This is a genomic window from Arthrobacter sp. UYCu712 (genome assembly GCF_040547005.1).
Taxonomy (GTDB): Bacteria; Actinomycetota; Actinomycetes; order Actinomycetales; family Micrococcaceae; genus Arthrobacter.
In genome coordinates, this window is record NZ_JBEPOZ010000012.1 from 62,479 (window position 1) to 78,174 (window position 15,696).

Consider the following 15,696-nt stretch of genomic DNA (forward strand, 5'->3'; position numbering starts at 1 on the left):
GGCAGCTCGCGTCGGTCTGCGTACCAAGTTCGTAAAGGCTTCCGTTGCTGGGTGCTCGTATTTGCTGGAGCCACCTCATGAGCCACCGCAAATCTTTGGGTCTCGTGGCCCTTGTTGCCGTCCCGAGCCTGTTCTTCGGGCTGGTCTTCTCCATGATCCTTTTGTTGGCCCCGGCTAAGCCTGCTGCTGCTGACTGTGGCCCGGTCTCGGTCGTAGTGGACGGGAACACGAAAGTCGACGGGTACACGTCGGAGCAGTTGCAGAATGCCGCAGCGATCATGGGCGCCGGCAAGGCACTGGACTTGTCGGTGAAAGGGCAGATGATCAGCGTGATGGTGGCTCTGGGGGAGTCGGGGTTGCGGGTGTTGGATAGCGGCGACGGGGCGGGGCCGGATTCGCGGGGGTTGTTCCAGCAGCGGGACAACGGCGCGTGGGGCTCCTACGCGGACCGCATGGACCCCACCACAAGCGCGACAAACTTCATCAAGACCCTGCAGTCAGTGGCTGGCTGGGAGCTGTTGGAACCGACCATGGCCGGTAACAAGGTCCAGGGCAACGCCGACCCGTACCACTACCAGAAGTACTGGTCCGAGGCCGTCAAGCTCGTTCAGGCGCTCTCGAACTCGGAGTTCTCCCTGCAGGGCAGCGGCTGCGCCATCCCGGGACAGTCGGGCGTGGGGGATGACTACCCGTGGAAGAACTCGCCGACCTGGTTGCAGGTCGGCGCAAGCTCGGCCAGCACGTCGCCGCTGGGCATGTACTACCGCGAGTGTGTGGACTTCGCCCTGTGGCGGGTGAACCAGCAGATGGGCTCAACCAGCGCACCGTTCAAGTTCCTCAATGGCACGTTCCGCCCGGACGGGCAGGGCCTCGGCTCGGCCCTGACCTGGAAGGCCGGCTGGGATGCCAAGGGCTGGGCTGCCGGCAGCACACCCCGGGTCGGTGCCGTTGTCTGGTACGCCCCGGGCGCCGGGGGAGCGGACCCGGGCTTCGGCCACGTCGCGGTGGTCAAGGAAGTCAAGGACAACGGCACCTACGTCGAAGAGGGCTACAACGGCAACCCTGCTCCGGCGGACCACAGCTACTACACCCGGACAGTGGCCAAGACTGTCCCCTCAGCTTTCCTGTACTTGCCCAATCAAGAGGAGAAGAAGTGAAAAAGCCTTTGACCTTGGTCGCTGTGGCGCTGCTTTGCGTTTCCTGCGCACCGGTGGCGAACACGACGCCGGCACCGGCGGATTCAACCGGCACTAGGCCCACATCGTCCGCGCCGGTCTCACTGAGCGCCAACAGCGGGCCACAGGCGCAGGGCGGCGCTATCCCGGCCACGATCGGCATTACGTGGGATCAGGCCAGCAAGGACGAAGCGGTGGACGTCGCGGGGAAAGCGATGGCGGACTTCGCCCGTCCCAGCGTGGAGGAAAAGCAGTGGGCCAATGACCTGGCCCGCTGGCTGACCCCGCAGGCCACCGCTGACTACTCGGCAGTGGACCCGGCCAACATCCCGGCCAGCCGCGTCACCGGCCCCGCCACCCTGAGCGTCGATGAAACCAACGGCTTCGGCGTCACCGCCACGGTCCCCACCAACGCCGGGACCTACACGGTGCAGCTGCTCCGCACCGGCAAGGACGCCCCCTGGAAGGTCAACCGCCTCACCCCGCCCGCCTCCTAAACGCCACACCCTCCATCCCACACACGTAAGGAAGAAGCTCATGGGTACTACGCCAACCGAGGTCATGGCCTTTCCGAACATCCGGGCCATCGTCCGCGACAACGGCACCGCCGAGGTCATCCTCGCGGGCAACTCCCGCATCGTCCCTGCCGGAGACTCCATGCAGGAACTCCGCAACAACGCCCTGGCACTCATCGTGGGCGAAGCCCAGACCCTCCGGCGCCCCGTCCGGGTCCGCATCGAGGACCCCGAAGGGCATGGTGAACTCATCGTCCACCCCGACAACAAGATCGAATCGGTCTCCTATGAGCCCGCTCCGGCCCGCCGCCGGGCGGAAGCCCCCGAAACCACGCCCGCGACCGCAGCGCCGGCCGTCATTGAGACCGCCCCCGCACCCGCACCGGAGCCCATGGCCGCTCCTGACCCTGCAACGCCGGTGGACGCCCCGCCGTGGCCGCCCGCCCCGGAACCGCAGACAGCAGCGGTTGCTGAAGAAGCAGCGCCGATCCGGCGCAGCCTGAAGGAAACCTCATTCCTGGTCAGCGCCCCGGCACTGAAACCGGCCACACAGGGCTGGCGCGGAACACTCACGCGCCTGGGGCTCCGGATGGACCCCTCAGTGGAAGAACTCACCGAACGGGAAGACATCCGCACGGTCAGCCAGCACTGGCCCGGCCCCCGGACCATCGCCGTGGTCAACCGCAAGGGCGGGGCCAACAAGACCCCCACCGTGGTGATGCTCTCGGCCATCCTCGCCCGCTACAGCGGCGCCGCCACAGTCGCGTGGGATAACAACGAGTCCCAGGGCACCCTCGGATGGCGGACGGAAAAGGGCTCCCACGACCGCAGCGTCCTGGACCTGATCGACGCCTCCACCGACCTGCTCTCCCCGTCAACGAACGCGGCCGAAATCGCCAAGTTCGTCCACCATCAGACCGCCGACAAGTTCGACGTCCTGCGCTCGGATGAAAACGAGGAAGGCGACCATGAAGTCACCGCCGAGGAAGTCGATATCGCCCATCAGGTGCTCACCCGCTATTACCGGCTAGTGGTCATGGACTCGGGCAACACCGCCCGGGCCGCGAACTGGCGGCGGATGATTGACCACACCAACCAGCTCGTCGTCCCGGTCACGGCCATCGAGGACCGCGCCGAAGCGGCCCGGCTGACGCTGCAGACGCTGGAATCCCGGGGCGGGCACGACGCGGAGCTGGCCCGCAACGCCGTCGTCATCGTCTCGGAATCCACCGACGCCAAGCGCAGCATGAGCGGGGAGGCCCTGAAGCGGGCCAGGGACGAGGCCCAGCGGATCGCGGACGGATTCGCCCCGTTCGTCCGCGCGGTCGTCCGGATTCCCTACGATCCGGCCCTGGTCAACGGCCCCATCCGCTATGAAGCACTCCAGCCCGCAACCCAGCGGGCATGGCTCGCGGCCGCGGCCGCCGTCGCCGACGGCTTCTAAACCACCCACCACGGACTCTGAAAGGAGGCAACCATGCAACAGTCCCTGAACCCCTGGATCACCCACCCGGCCCCCGACGGCGCGGACACCGCAGCCCCGGAAACGCACGAACCGCCGGCGGCCGTGATCAGTGGACCGCTGAGAGGAATGGTCGAACCGGACGCCGCAGACCGTCTGGCCCGACGCACACTGGCAGGTTCCGCAGCACTGTGGGTCACCGGCGCCCACGGTGGATCCGGCGAAAGCCGCATCGCTGACCTGACCGGCGGGGCACGGGCCACCGGTCACTGCTGGCCCGTCCTCCTGGACGGCAGCAGACCCCGGGTGCTGCTGGTCTGCCGCGCAGACATGCGCGGCCTGACAGCGGCACAGAGCGCCCTGACGCAGTGGGCATCAGGCGCGGCACCCGCGGTTGATCTGCTCGGCCTCGCCGTCCTCTCGGACGCGCCGGGGAAGACGCCCAAACCCTTGCGTGACTTCGCCGCCATCGTTAGCGGGGGAGCCCCCCGGTTCTGGACCCTGCCCTGGGTCGAGGCCTGGCGGCAAGGAGGCTCCACCACCCCACCGCCCGCCCGCGAATACCAACGCTTCATCACTGACTTAGCCGCCCTGGCTACCGACACCACACCCAGCACCACCCACTGAAAGGTCTCACCATGAACCCCTTCGCCGTATTTGACGGAAGCGTTATCCCCAACCCCACCCCGGTCGTTCCGGCACAGGCGGGTGGCCTGCTCACGATCCTGAACTGGGCGTCCGGCATCGGACTGGTCCTCGGCGTCCTGGGCGTGATCATCGTCGGCATCGGCATGGTCATCCAGCTCCAGCGCGGCGAGGGCGCCCAGGCCATCGGCAAGCTCGGCTGGGTCCTGATGGGCTGCATCATCATCACCGGCGCCGCCGGCATCGTCCGTGCCTTCGTCTAAACCAGCACCAACAAAAACGGGAGGTTCCCCATGAGCCAGTCAACAGAGAGCAGCACCGAAAGCAATCCGTTCAGCAAACCCGGTTTCATCATTGCTGCCGCGCTGGTGGTCGCGCTGATTGCAGCAGCCGTCGTTATCTTCCTGCTCCCCAAAGGACAGGACACTGCCCAGCCAGCGCCGGGAACAGCAGCGTCCGCCAACCCGGCCACAGCTAGCCCCAGTGCCAGGGCAGGTGCCGGCAAGAGCGTCTGCGGTCTGCCCTCAAGCACGGAAACTGCACTGGGAGCAGCTCCTAAATCCAAGTGGGAACTCGTCGGAAAAATTGCCGCACCCACCGACCCCAAGACCTTCGGTCCGGGCGTGACTGACGAAGATGGCTTCAGATCATGCTTCGCAAAGTCCCCAACCGGCGCCCTCTATGCAGCCACTAACATCTTGGCCATGGGCTCCTCCGGAGATCCTGTCCTCAATCGGAAGGCAACAGACCAGCTCTTGATGCCCGGGCCGGGTCGGGATATCGCCAGGGCAGACTCGTCGTCAAAGTCCACGTCGAACTCAACCGTTCAATTTCGCGGCTTCGTAATCAAGAGTTACTCACCTTCCGCAGCAAACGTTGACATCGCCTTCCAGACCGACAAAGGGCTGCTTGGGCACGCGGCCCTTCCTTTGCAGTGGGCCGATGGGGACTGGAAACTGGCAATTGCCGACTCCGGCCAGTTGATCAATGAAATAGCCCAACTTCGAGACCTCAGCGGCTTCATCCCCTGGTCGGGAGCCTGACCGTGGCGGAAAAAGCATGCGGACCCATAGATGCCGAATGCGCAGTCGGGAACTGGGTCTCAGGACTAGCCGATGACGCCATGGGCAATATGGCGAAGGCCATCATGGAGGGCATGAGTCAGATGGTGACGACTCTGTCGACCTTTTGGGTGTCGATGCCCACGGTGAATCTGGCTAGCTCCGACGGTGCGACGCCGAGTCCCATCGTCTCCATGGTGAACAGCGAATTGATGCTCTGGACTCTGACGCTGGCTGTCCTCGCGGTCATTCTCGGTGGCATCCGAATGATCTGGGAACAACGCGGAGCACCACTAAAGGATCTGCTCCGGTCCCTCATCACACTGGCTTTAGTCTCGGGCCTTGGTCTGGGGGTCATCTCCATTCTGGTGATCGCCGCGGATGCATTCTCGGCAGCCATCATCGACCGATCCACGGACGGTAAGGGCTTTGCCGAGGCGATGAGCCTCCTGGTCGTGACCGGCCAGACAGGGATCGGCGTGTTCATCCTCATCGTTCTGGGACTGATCGGTCTGATTGCCTCCCTCGTCCAAGTCGTTTTGATGGTGGTCCGCAGCGGCATGTTGGTGATCCTGGCGGGCATCCTGCCCACCACCGCGGCCTTCACCAACACCGAGATGGGGAGGCAGTGGTTCCAGAAAGCAGTTGGCTGGACTATCGCGTTCATCCTCTACAAACCTGCCGCAGCCATTGTCTACTCGGTCGCATTCCTCCTCATGGGTAACAACAGTGGGGAGGATTCATTGATCACTTCCATCACGGGCTTCACGTTGATGATCGTCGCTCTGTTCGCTTTGCCGGCGCTGATGCGTTTCGTCACCCCGATGGTCGGGGCCGTCGCCTCCGGCGGGGGAGCAGGGGCCGGAGCTGCCGTTGGGGCCATGGCCACAGGCGCCGTGTCCATGGGCCGCAGCGGCAGCGGTAAGGGCAATGCCGCCCCGACACCGGCAAGTACACAAGGCAACCAGTCAGGCGCGTCTCCGAAGGGCAGCAATGGAACGCCTGGCCCGAAGGGAAATGGCGGCCAGCCGACGCCCGGGGCTACCGGTCCGGGCGGGGCCGCCAGCGCCATGGCCGGCGCAGCAGGCACTACCGGAGCCGGGGCAGGGGCTGCTGCCGGTGGCGGTGCCGCGGCGGGTGCGGCGAAGGCTGCAGGCCCGGCGGGCATGGTCGTCGCCGTAGGAGCACAAGCAGCGTCCAGGGTTTCTCAGGCCGCACAACAGACCGCGCAGGATTCAACCGGGGAGGGCCCCAGTGGCAGCAATTAATACCGAATACAAGGAACCGTCCTACGGCAACTGGCGCGTCCCGCGCTCGGCCGGGCTGGGCAACCTCGGCGCTATCGGCACCGGCATTGTCATGGCCGGCTTGTTGGCCGGGATCATCAGTTTCGCCATCTGGGGCCTGTTCCCTGGCCTTGCAGTCCTGGCCGTGGCCGGGGCGGCCGCCCTGTTGCTGACGGTCAAGGACAAGCACGGCCAGTCCGTTGTTGACCGATTCGGAACCCGGATGAGCTTCCGTCTCGCCAAGTCCTCCGGAACGAACCTCTACCGTTCCGGCCCCCTCGGTGTTACGGCCTGGGGCATGTACCAGCTCCCGGGCCTCGCCGCGAAGTCCACCCTGTACGAATTCACCGACTCCTACAAGCGCCCCTTCGCGCTGCTGCATGTGCCTTCCACCAGCCACTACACCGTGATCTTCTCTACCGAACCGGACGGTGCCTCCCTGGTGGACCCGGAACAGGTCGATGCGTGGGTGGCGAACTGGGGCGGCTGGCTCGCCGGCCTCGGGGACGAAGCGGGCCTGGACGCCGCCGCCGTAACGGTCGAGACCGCACCGGATTCCGGCTACCGGCTCCGCAACGAGGTCATGATGAACATCGACCCGAATGCCCCGGATTTTGCCAAGAATGTCCTCAACGAGGTCATCGACACGTATCCGGAAGGTTCGGCCACGGTCCGTGCCTGGGTATCCCTGTCCTTTAACGCCTCCCTGCGAACCGGATCGAAGAAGCGCACACCCGAAGATATGGCCCGTTACCTCGCGTCCCGCATCCCCGGTCTGTCGGCACGGCTGCAGTCCACCGGCGCCGGTATCGCCCGTCCGATGTCCGCGCAGGAACTCTGCGAGGTCGTCCGGATCGCCTACGACCCGCCCGCTGCCCTGATCATTGACGAAGCCCACTCCGCCGGCTCACCGGTGTCCCTGACCTGGGGCGAAGTCGGACCCTCCGCGACGCAGGCGTCCTGGGATGACTACCGGCACGACAGCGCGTTCTCCGTCTCCTGGACCATGACCGGCGCCCCGCGCGGGTCGGTGAACTCCTCGGTCCTGTCCCGGCTGCTGGCCCCGCACGGGGACATCGACCGCAAGCGGATCTCGCTGCTGTACCGCCCGATGGATTCGGCCCGTGCCGCCGCCGTGGTCGAGCGAGACCAGAACAACGCCAACGTCCGCATCACCTCCGGAAACCGCCCGTCCGCCCGTGCCCTGGTCGATGCCCGCTCCGCTGCGCAAACGGCACAGGAAGAAGCCCAGGGCGCCGGGCTGGTGAACTTCGGCATGGTCGTCACCGCCACCGTGACCGACAAGGAACGCCTCCCCGATGCCGTGGCCGCCGTGGAACAGACCTCCGGCACCGCCCGGGTGCTGCTGCGCCGGGCCTACGGCACCCAGGACACCGCGTTCGCCGCGTCCCTGCCGCTGGGTCTGGTCCTTCCCAAGCACAGCCTCCTGCCCTCCGAAATTAAGGATGCCCTGTAATGGCCCGCATGAAACTCTTCACCCGCCCTGCCAGGAAAGCTGCGACACCGGCCAAGGCCGCGCCGAAGAAAAAGGCTGAGAAGGAACCGCGCCAGCCCGGGCCGGCAGCCCGGGGCTGGACCGGACGCGGCGGCGGCATGGCCCAGCTCGTCCCATCCGTGAAGGAATACCGGGGAACCACGGTCCAGGTCTGCGGCCTGTGGCCCTTTTCCTCCGGAGCGTCCTCACCCATGATCGGCGTCCCGCTCGGACGCCACGAAGAAACCCAGGCCACGGTCTGCTGTGACCCGATCAGCTGGTTCCAGCGCGCCCGCCTGATTTCCAACCCTTCCGCGTTCATCCTGGGCAAGCCGGGGCTGGGAAAGTCCACCGTGGTGCGCCGGATGTTCATCGGACTCTCCGCCCAAGGCGTCCACCCACTGATCCTGGGTGACCTCAAAGGCGAACACGTCAAAGCCGTTGAAGCCCTCAACGGGCAAATCATCAAGCTCGGCCGCGGCGTCGGCTACCTGAACATCCTCGATCCCGGCCAGGCCGTCGAAGCGGCACAGCTGCTCGAAGACAGCGGCCACCATGAAGACGCCACCCGCGTCCGCGCCGACGCGCACGGCCGGCGCCTGACCATGGTGGTCTCCCTCATCACCATCAGCCGGAACAACCCGCCCACCGATCAGGAACAGACCATCCTGGACCGTGCCCTCCGGGTCCTCGATGACCGGTTCGACGGCGTCCCTGTCCTCAAAGACCTGCTCGACGTGATCATCTCCGCACCCGATGAACTGCGCCAGGTCGCCCTGGACCGCGGCGACATGAACGTCTACCTGCAGGAAACCCGCGCCCTGGAAGCAACCCTGCTGGGCCTGACCGGAGGCGGGAAGCTCGGAGAAATCTACTCCCGGCACACCACCAACCCCATGATGCGCGACCGCGCCGTGGTCTTCGACGTCTCCAGCATTGACGAGACCGAAACCGACCTCCAGGCAGCAATTCTGCTCGCGTGCTGGTCCTACGGTTTCGGCACCGTCAACGTCGCCAACGCCCTAGCGGACGCCGGCCTGGAACCGCGCCGGAACTACTTCGTGGTCCTGGATGAACTCTGGCGGGCGCTGCGCGCCGGCAAAGGCATGGTGGACCGGGTGGACGCCCTGACCCGCCTCAACCGCTCCGTGGGTGTCGGGCAGATCATGATTTCCCACACCATGTCCGACCTGCTGGCCCTGCCGGCAGAAGAGGACCGGATGAAAGCCCGCGGCTTCGTCGAACGCTCCGGCATGGTGATCTGCGGCGGCCTCCCGGCCTCCGAGATGCCGTTACTGACCTCGGCCATTCCACTCTCCCGCCAGGAGCAGCAGAAACTCATCTCCTGGCAGGACCCGCCCGCATGGGACTCACGCGGACTCGACGTCGAACCTCCCGGACGCGGGAAGTTCCTGATCAAGGTCGGCGGCCGGCCCGGAATCCCGGTCCTGGTGGGACTGACATCTTTGGAGCAAGGCCCGGATGGAGTCAACGACACCGAAGGAAAGTGGCATGAGGCCCCGGAAACGCTCCTCGAGCCAATGACCCCTGACGTACCGGCTGAGGGAGGCGCGCTATGAGTGCACCGAACCGTAAAGGAATGGGCCTCGGGGATGCCCTGCTGGTCTGGATGGCCATCGGCTTCATCGTCGTCTTCGGCGGCGGCGCGTACGCCGCCGTGCACATCGGATCCTGGATGGCCGGCCTGCCAACACCGCCAGGACACCCGATAGACCTGATCGCCGGCCTCGTGAAGGGCCGGGTCGTCTGGCCGGTCCAGTCGACCATCGTTGTGGCCGTGATCGTGGGCCTGATCCTGGCGCTGGCTATCGTCGTGTTCTGGGCTTGGCGGAAGGGCGCCTCCAAGCGCGCTCGGGTCGACAAAGCTGCCCGGTACCTCGGCCGCGGCAAGTCCCTCACAGCGTTCTCCGAAAAGGGCGCCAAGGCCACCGCCGACCGGCTGGGCGTCACCGGCAACCCGGGCATCGTTGTCGGCAAGGTCGTCTCCACCGGGCAGACGTTCATCCAGTCCTGGGAAGACCTCAGCCTCGACATCTGGGGCCCCCGGACCGGCAAGTCGACCTCCCGGGTCATGCCGGCGATCCTGGACGCACCGGGCGCGGTCGTCTCGACCTCGAACAAGCGCGACGTCGTTGACGGGACCCGCGGCGTCCGCGTGGCCACTGCGCCGGTCTGGGTCTTTGACCCCCAGAAAATTGCTCAGGAAGAACCTGACTGGTGGTGGAACCCGCTCTCGTACGTCACCGACGAAGAGAAGGCCTACAAGCTCACCCAGCACTTCTCCGTCGGCTCGCGGGTTCCCGGTTCCAAGCCGGACGCCTACTTCGACCCCAAAGCCGAAGACATCCTCTCCTCCTACTTCCTGGCCGCCGCCCTCGGTGAGCTGCCGATTACGCAGGTCTATTTCTGGGTCACTGAGCAGGTCAGCCAGGAACCAATCGAGATCCTGAAGGAACACGACTACGAGCTGCAGTACCGCGGCTTGGAGTCCACGCTGAAACTTGCGGACAAGCAGCGCGACGGCATCTTCGGCACCGCCGAAAAGATGATCCAGTGCCTCAAGAGCCGCAACACACTCCGCTGGGTCGCCCCCACCGGAGGGGCCACGGTTGCTACGGACGCACGCCGGCAATTCAACCCCCACGCCTTCGCCGCGTCCCAGGAAACCATCTACATCCTCTCCAAGGAGGGGGCCGGCTCCGCCGCCCCGCTCACCACTGCCCTGACCGTGGCCATCGCAGAAGCGATGGAGGAACGGGCAGAGCGCAGCGGCGGACGCCTCCCCAAGCCGGCGCTGTTTGCTCTCGATGAGCTAGCCAACGTCGTCCGCTGGGCCGGCCTGCCGGATCAGTTCAGCCACTACGGCTCCAAAGGCCTGATCGTCATGGGCATTCTGCAGTCCTGGTCCCAAGGCGTCGAACTCTGGGGAGAGGCGAACATGCGCAAAATCTGGTCCGCCGCGAACGTCAAGGTCTACGGCGGCGGCGTCGCCGAAGAAGGCTTCCTCCGCGCCCTCTCAGATCTGATCGGAGACTACAGCTACACCAACGTCTCCATCAGCTCCGGTAAGTCCGGGTCCAGCCGCTCCCGCCAGGAGGGGAAGGAACGCATCTTCGACGTCTCCAACCTCGCCGAGCTGGACCGCGGCCGCGCCGTCGTCCTCGCCTCCGGCGCACCCGCCACACTGGTCCGCACCATGCCCTGGTACACGGGGGCACACAGGGAATCTGTGGAAGCGTCCGTCAAGAAGTACAGCCCGCGCCCCGAAGAGGAGGCAGTAGCCGTATCTGCCGCTATGGGTTCCAATCCCTGGGTCACAGGTTAAGGGGAGCTGAGATGACTACCGAGATCGGTCGCTTTGGCTCAGTCGACGCTGAAACACCCGCAGATGCTCCGGCAGAGGATCAGAAGGCACCTGAGCTGGTTTACGGCTCGGCCGAGGAATTTCTTCACGAGCAGCTGCTACCGACATACGTCCGCGACGTCGACGGCCGCGCCGCCAAATGGTGCATCGAGTGGTACTTCCACCCGGAAGCAGTCAGTCGGATAGAAGCCCTGTGGCGGGCCTGGGAACACCTCAGGTTGGACGGGGCAACGGGAATCAGCGTCTGGTTCAAGGACCACGCAGACCACCACATGAGCGTCCTGCTAGATCCGCGAGGACCTTTCTACAAGTGCGACATGCAAAAGCACCGCGACCCAGAACACCTCGAACCAAGAAAGGCCCCGGCTGGCTGGTTCCCGGACGTGAGGACTATCTCCGCCTAACCAGAAACGTTACTGGCCGTTGTCGACTTCCCAAGACATCCCCTTCATCTTGACGGCGGCGACATTTGCCCTCGTCGTTGCCAGTGCGACAGAGGAAGTTTCCATGGCTCTCACACACTGGTTCCATGTAGGGGCAGGATAAATAGTCGGCTCCTTGCCGTGCAGCGACGCCTGGAGACATGCGGTTGAAAAAGCCGCCAGCTGAGATACGAGCCGATCCAGCATACTGTTGGCCGCTATTTCGCCATCCCTGTGAAAGAGATTTTTGGTGAGCCTGAGGAGGACGGCGATGCGATCGATAGTGCTCGGATGGGTGTCGCCCTCTCCCAGGAACCAGTGGTGTTTGATGTCTGCTTCAGCGAGCAATGCACATACCGCTCCGATCACTGCTCGCTGGACCGCGATTGCCTTAGCGCTACCTCGGCTTATGCCTACAAGTTCCAGGCCGAGGATATCGGCCAATAGCTCTTCCTTCTGGAGGACCAATGGGTTCTGGGGGCGCAATGGAGTTGGATTCTTTACGGCGACGGGCTCAGTTGTCTGGGAAGCAGAGCGCAAGAAGACAAGCCTGTAGAGCCCGAGTTTCTTCAGCTCATCACGAAGGTGTTCGGTCAAACGGAAGCTCTTCGCGCGTTTACTCGTGTGTCCGAGAAGATGATGTCCATATTCGTGACCAATGATGAACATTTCCGCAGCTAGAACTACCTCGTCGTAGTACTCCGCATTGCGACCGCGCGGGCCCGTTGACAACGTTGGGTGTGTACCGGCGAAAGTGTCCTTGTCGGCCCACGAGGACCGTGAAATTGCGATGCCAGCGAAGGCGTCCATGATGGGGGCGGGGTCATCATTTTGGGTCGTTTGGCGCCGTTGAAAGGCTGCTGTCCACCGGTCGTATGCTGCTATATACGCTGGTATGGCACTTGTGTATTGGAAGGAGATCCCTACCCATGCTTGGCCGCGTCTCTGCTTGGAATCAGCGTTGACTTCAGTCTCCAGGGTGCGCCCGACGAAGATTGAACCTAAAAAATCTGACCAAGTCTTCGGAAGTTCCTTGTCCTTCAATAGCCTCGATATTTCTCCATCGAGTTCAGGGCAGTTCGACAGGTTTGGCACCCAAGTGAGCACATCCTGCAGTTTCTCAGATGCCAGCTCTTCGTTCTTACCCTGGCTCTTCAACAGGTAATACCAGAAGCTCCGGTCTGGCATTCCCCTGTGCGTACCCAGGAATGCTTTCCTACCCGACTCAAGACTCCACGTCATGCTTCACTGCCCCCCATAGTTCGCTTATCTTAGCCTCACCGGATGACGATCCTGGGTCGATTGACAGGGTGAACGGAACCGGAACTATTGCTCAGCCGGACGGCAGGCGCAGCAAGGACCCCTTTCCTGCCGTTAGGGGCAGTTGCCCGGATCAGCGTGACAGGCCGCCTTTACCCCGTTCCGCACCCACAGACGCGCCGGTGCGGGACTTCCGGGCCTTGGTTACAGCCTTACCTGACGCAACGGCTGCGCTGGGGTGCGTGCCCTCGCTGCGGGCCGCGGCAAGCCGACCACGGACCTGGGCTTCATTCGCCCCAGTGCTCTCCAATGAATCCGCGAACTTCCCCAGGTGCTCCGCTGAACCGTAGCCGGCGGCCGACGCGCTTTCTGCCTTTAGACCCTGATTCTTTAGCCGGCTGCTGTCGTGGCCGGTGACCCGGTCCTCGATTTCGCGGCCGACGCTTTCCATGCGGGTGAAAAGTTCCTTCTCGGCTTGCTCGTACCGCTGTTCCATCGGGGTCCGCTCGGAGCCCGTGAAGCCTGCCTCTGCCAGGAGCTTGGTTTCGTGCATCTCTTTGGCGGCCCGGACGAACCCGAGGTCTTCGAAGTGCTGTTTGCCGGCGCCGTTGACGCTTTCGGCGGTCTCTTTGCGGAGCTGGTCAATGTCGGGGCCATTGACTCCGTCTTTGCCGATCAGGAAGAGGCGTTCCTTCACGGTGGCGTCGGCGGCCTCGATGGCCGCGGGAGTCTTGGCTTCGCGGGCCATCTGCAGAGCTGCGGCTAGTTCCGGGTTGGCCAGGTATTCGACTGGCACCTCGTGGCGTTCCATCTCAGGCGCCAGGACTGCAGCCTGGGCGCGGAGTTCTTCGATGCGGGACGCAGCGAGCAGGGCCATGGCCTTTTCGTGCTCGGCGGCTGCCGCGCGGGTCTCTTCCTGGCTGCGCTGAAGCGCTTCGTGTCGTGCTCGTTCGGTGGTGATGGTCTGTATGCCTGACTCGAGATAGGCGGCGTCCGTTCCAACATCTCGGGTATCGATGCCGTAGCGGTTGAAAACCTCCTGCCGGATCTTCTCCGAAGCGGCCAGCGCAGCGGGGTCGTGGTCCTTCCAGGATTCTGCGGCGGTGTACGCCGTGGTGATGTCCCGGGGCTGCGCCTTGTCCCACCACTGTTCTTTGTCGACCGGGGCGAGGGCCGCCCGCGCTGCGCTGCGCTCCGCTGCCAAGCGGGCGTTCGCCTCATGGGCTGCCTGGGTAGATGCGTGCTCTTCATGGCGCTGGGACTCCTGCCGGCGGCGGGCCAGCGTTTCGGCAATGCGTGAACCGATCATCAGCGACTGCCGCAGGCCGCCGTCGACAACGTCATCCATTCCGTCCGAATCACTCATCGTGTTCCCCTTTGCACTAGGTCGTGTCCGTCTTTATCGGTCCAGGCCCGACGCGGAATCACGTCGGCTGGGTTGGAAAGTTTTGGTCTGCGTCGCCGGTGTCGGCGTCTCCGGCAGTACCGATCCAGGACGGATCGGCGCCATGCCGCGCCGGGCAATGTCGACGGCCCTGGGCGGCACTGCCGCTTCTGTTGCAGCGCCCTGTTCCGCACCCACCAAGACTGGCTTGGGCATGGTGGCGGTGAACGGAGCCAGCTGCTGCTCGACTACTGCCCGGATGCGCTGAGCCTCACGGGTGCGTCCGGACTGCTGGTGCATTTCGTAAACCGCGAAGGCGGTGTTGATCAGCTGAACCATGAGTGCCGTCTGCGCCGCCGTCTTGTTTTTGCTGGAAGCTGCCATGAACAACATGGCGGTACCGGCAATGGAGGGCAGGGCGACCGGCTTACCGTGCTGTCGGGGCGCCCGGAGCTGGGCGGTGCGGGACAGTTCCGCGGCGGTGGCGGCGAGCGGACCCGGCGTTGTTTCGAGGCGGTGGGACCATGCTGCGAACGCACCGGAAACGTCCCTCGCCGCTTTCGCCCAGGTGGCGTGGTCGTCACGGGGAATGGTCCTCAGCTGATCCGCCAAGGCGGTTGCGTTCCGGGTGTACTCGACCCACATCTGTTCCGGCGGGGTTCCGTTCTCGGGACCAATCTTGGAGACGGTGCGGCGGTTCCGGGCCGCGGCGTTCCACTCAGCTGCAGCAGCAGTGGCCAGCTGCGGGGAGTCCATCCAGTTCTCACGCAGGGCACCGAGCTTGAGGTCCGAGGCGAGGGTTCCGCCGCCAAACCAGACGGGCCGTTGTCCAGGCTTGGGTCGTTCGGCCACGGAGTAGCCGACGATAACGTCGGTGGTGTTCTTCGCGTAGCGCGGCCGGACCAGCATGCCGGTGTCGCGGGCGCGTCGGACAAACTCATCTTCGGTCGCGGAGGCGCTGGCACTGGCACGGACTTTTCGTGCCAGAGAGGACCGGTGCATCTCTCGTTCGTCGCGGCCAGCGGTGGCCTTCTCGGCGCGGTCGTAGCCGCGGGTGGCGTGCACGCTGGAGAGCTGTTCGAGACCGTACTTGACCTCCAGCTCACGGCAGGTCTGTTGTGCCCGTTTGTAGTCTCCGTGGGTCGATGCCTTGGTGCCGTCTTCACGGATCAGAGACACGGCCAGGTGGATGTGGTGGTTGCCGTTCTCACTCGTGCCGTGGTTGATAGCCGCCCACCGGCAGCGGGCCTTTCCGCTGGCTTCCGTGAAGCCCATGGCATCCACGAAGTCGTTGGCAATATCGCCCCACTGCTGGTCCGTCAGCGCACCCTCTTCGGCGCGCAGGCTCAGGGAGCAGTGCCACACGCTGGCGTCCTTGTAGCCGACATGAACGCGTTCCTTCTTGGCCGCATCCCACTGCATGTCTTTGATCTGAACGGACACACTGTATGCCTTGCGCGGCTGGTCAAGGTGCTTGGCAATGGCAAGGGCGTCGTCACGGTCCAAGACACCGTCGTCGTACCAGGCCATGATCGCGGCATCGCCGGCGACAATCAACTGCGAATGGCTTGCAGGTTGTCGACTTGAGAGAGTATTTCGTTCGTAG

The 15,696-nt window shown here is 64.6% G+C and carries 14 protein-coding genes; 11 read left to right on the top strand and 3 right to left on the bottom strand.

The window, feature by feature from the left end; genetic code table 11:
• The first annotated feature begins 77 nt into the window (after positions 1-77).
• The 11 genes from ABIB51_RS13300 to ABIB51_RS13350 all read left to right on the top strand — a co-directional run bounded on the left by ABIB51_RS13300 (position 78) and on the right by ABIB51_RS13350 (position 11,428).
• Complete coding sequence (locus tag ABIB51_RS13300) at positions 78-1,157, top strand: CHAP domain-containing protein (RefSeq protein ID WP_354188723.1); 1,080 nt, start codon at positions 78-80, stop codon at positions 1,155-1,157.
• The gene (locus ABIB51_RS13305; protein WP_354188725.1) at positions 1,154-1,672 is read left to right on the top strand and encodes a hypothetical protein; all 519 of its coding nucleotides are present in this window, start codon (positions 1,154-1,156) and stop codon (positions 1,670-1,672) included. The genes ABIB51_RS13300 and ABIB51_RS13305 overlap by 4 nt, the downstream gene beginning before the upstream one ends.
• 40 nt (positions 1,673-1,712) lie before the next feature.
• Positions 1,713-3,134, top strand: coding sequence for a chromosome partitioning protein ParA (locus ABIB51_RS13310; RefSeq protein WP_354188727.1), 1,422 nt, complete (start codon positions 1,713-1,715; stop codon positions 3,132-3,134).
• A gap of 33 nt (positions 3,135-3,167) precedes the next feature.
• Positions 3,168-3,779 (top strand): DUF6668 family protein, encoded by a 612-nt coding sequence (locus ABIB51_RS13315; protein ID WP_354188729.1) that lies wholly within the window; start codon positions 3,168-3,170, stop codon positions 3,777-3,779.
• An 11-nt stretch (positions 3,780-3,790) separates the two neighbouring features.
• Positions 3,791-4,060, top strand: coding sequence for a hypothetical protein (locus tag ABIB51_RS13320; protein ID WP_354188731.1), 270 nt, complete (start codon positions 3,791-3,793; stop codon positions 4,058-4,060).
• Between the two features lie 30 nt (positions 4,061-4,090).
• Positions 4,091-4,840 (top strand): DUF8175 domain-containg protein, encoded by a 750-nt coding sequence (locus tag ABIB51_RS13325; protein ID WP_354188733.1) that lies wholly within the window; start codon positions 4,091-4,093, stop codon positions 4,838-4,840.
• 80 nt (positions 4,841-4,920) lie between these two features.
• Positions 4,921-6,126 carry a TrbL/VirB6 family protein gene (locus ABIB51_RS13330; protein ID WP_354188735.1) on the top strand — a complete coding sequence of 402 codons (1,206 nt, stop codon included), beginning with the start codon at positions 4,921-4,923 and terminating at the stop codon, positions 6,124-6,126.
• Positions 6,113-7,621 carry an SCO6880 family protein gene (locus ABIB51_RS13335; RefSeq protein ID WP_354188737.1) on the top strand — a complete coding sequence of 503 codons (1,509 nt, stop codon included), beginning with the start codon at positions 6,113-6,115 and terminating at the stop codon, positions 7,619-7,621. The genes ABIB51_RS13330 and ABIB51_RS13335 overlap by 14 nt, the downstream gene beginning before the upstream one ends.
• Entirely contained in the window at positions 7,621-9,219 is a 1,599-nt protein-coding gene (locus ABIB51_RS13340; protein WP_354188739.1) for a putative type IV secretion/conjugal transfer ATPase, read from the top strand. Before ABIB51_RS13335 ends, ABIB51_RS13340 begins: the two co-directional genes overlap by 1 nt.
• Positions 9,216-10,985, top strand: a complete 1,770-nt coding sequence (locus tag ABIB51_RS13345; RefSeq protein WP_354188741.1) for a type IV secretory system conjugative DNA transfer family protein — start codon at positions 9,216-9,218, stop codon at positions 10,983-10,985. The genes ABIB51_RS13340 and ABIB51_RS13345 overlap by 4 nt, the downstream gene beginning before the upstream one ends.
• Positions 10,986-10,996: 11 nt before the next feature.
• Positions 10,997-11,428 carry a DUF4913 domain-containing protein gene (locus ABIB51_RS13350; RefSeq protein WP_354188743.1) on the top strand — a complete coding sequence of 144 codons (432 nt, stop codon included), beginning with the start codon at positions 10,997-10,999 and terminating at the stop codon, positions 11,426-11,428.
• A 9-nt stretch (positions 11,429-11,437) separates the two neighbouring features.
• On the opposite strand, the gene ABIB51_RS13355 is transcribed toward ABIB51_RS13350, so the two are convergent.
• The 3 genes from ABIB51_RS13355 to ABIB51_RS13365 all read right to left on the bottom strand — a co-directional run bounded on the left by ABIB51_RS13355 (position 11,438) and on the right by ABIB51_RS13365 (position 15,620).
• Positions 11,438-12,688: a M48 family metalloprotease gene (locus tag ABIB51_RS13355; protein WP_354188745.1), complete on the bottom strand. Its 1,251-nt coding sequence runs from the start codon at positions 12,686-12,688 to the stop codon at positions 11,438-11,440.
• Positions 12,689-12,839: 151 nt separating this feature from the next.
• Positions 12,840-14,072: a hypothetical protein gene (locus tag ABIB51_RS13360; RefSeq protein WP_354188747.1), complete on the bottom strand. Its 1,233-nt coding sequence runs from the start codon at positions 14,070-14,072 to the stop codon at positions 12,840-12,842.
• Between the two features lie 33 nt (positions 14,073-14,105).
• The gene (locus ABIB51_RS13365) at positions 14,106-15,620 is read right to left on the bottom strand and encodes a relaxase/mobilization nuclease domain-containing protein (protein ID WP_354188840.1); all 1,515 of its coding nucleotides are present in this window, start codon (positions 15,618-15,620) and stop codon (positions 14,106-14,108) included.
• Positions 15,621-15,696: the final 76 nt, after the last annotated feature.

What these genes read in the sequence shown, in the direction of transcription:
- ABIB51_RS13315 (WP_354188729.1), top strand. Translation starts at nt 3,168, where the DNA reads ATGCAACAGTCCCTGAACCCCTGGATCACCCACCCGGCCCCCGACGGC.
- ABIB51_RS13340 (WP_354188739.1), top strand. Translation starts at nt 7,621, where the DNA reads ATGGCCCGCATGAAACTCTTCACCCGCCCTGCCAGGAAAGCTGCGACA.
- ABIB51_RS13360 (WP_354188747.1), bottom strand. Translation starts at nt 14,072, where the DNA reads ATGAGTGATTCGGACGGAATGGATGACGTTGTCGACGGCGGCCTGCGG.
- ABIB51_RS13350 (WP_354188743.1), top strand. Translation starts at nt 10,997, where the DNA reads ATGACTACCGAGATCGGTCGCTTTGGCTCAGTCGACGCTGAAACACCC.
- ABIB51_RS13330 (WP_354188735.1), top strand. Translation starts at nt 4,921, where the DNA reads ATGGGCAATATGGCGAAGGCCATCATGGAGGGCATGAGTCAGATGGTG.
- ABIB51_RS13355 (WP_354188745.1), bottom strand. Translation starts at nt 12,688, where the DNA reads ATGACGTGGAGTCTTGAGTCGGGTAGGAAAGCATTCCTGGGTACGCAC.
- ABIB51_RS13320 (WP_354188731.1), top strand. Translation starts at nt 3,791, where the DNA reads ATGAACCCCTTCGCCGTATTTGACGGAAGCGTTATCCCCAACCCCACC.
- ABIB51_RS13365 (WP_354188840.1), bottom strand. Translation starts at nt 15,620, where the DNA reads ATGGCCTGGTACGACGACGGTGTCTTGGACCGTGACGACGCCCTTGCC.
- ABIB51_RS13325 (WP_354188733.1), top strand. Translation starts at nt 4,091, where the DNA reads ATGAGCCAGTCAACAGAGAGCAGCACCGAAAGCAATCCGTTCAGCAAA.
- ABIB51_RS13300 (WP_354188723.1), top strand. Translation starts at nt 78, where the DNA reads ATGAGCCACCGCAAATCTTTGGGTCTCGTGGCCCTTGTTGCCGTCCCG.
- ABIB51_RS13345 (WP_354188741.1), top strand. Translation starts at nt 9,216, where the DNA reads ATGAGTGCACCGAACCGTAAAGGAATGGGCCTCGGGGATGCCCTGCTG.
- ABIB51_RS13310 (WP_354188727.1), top strand. Translation starts at nt 1,713, where the DNA reads ATGGGTACTACGCCAACCGAGGTCATGGCCTTTCCGAACATCCGGGCC.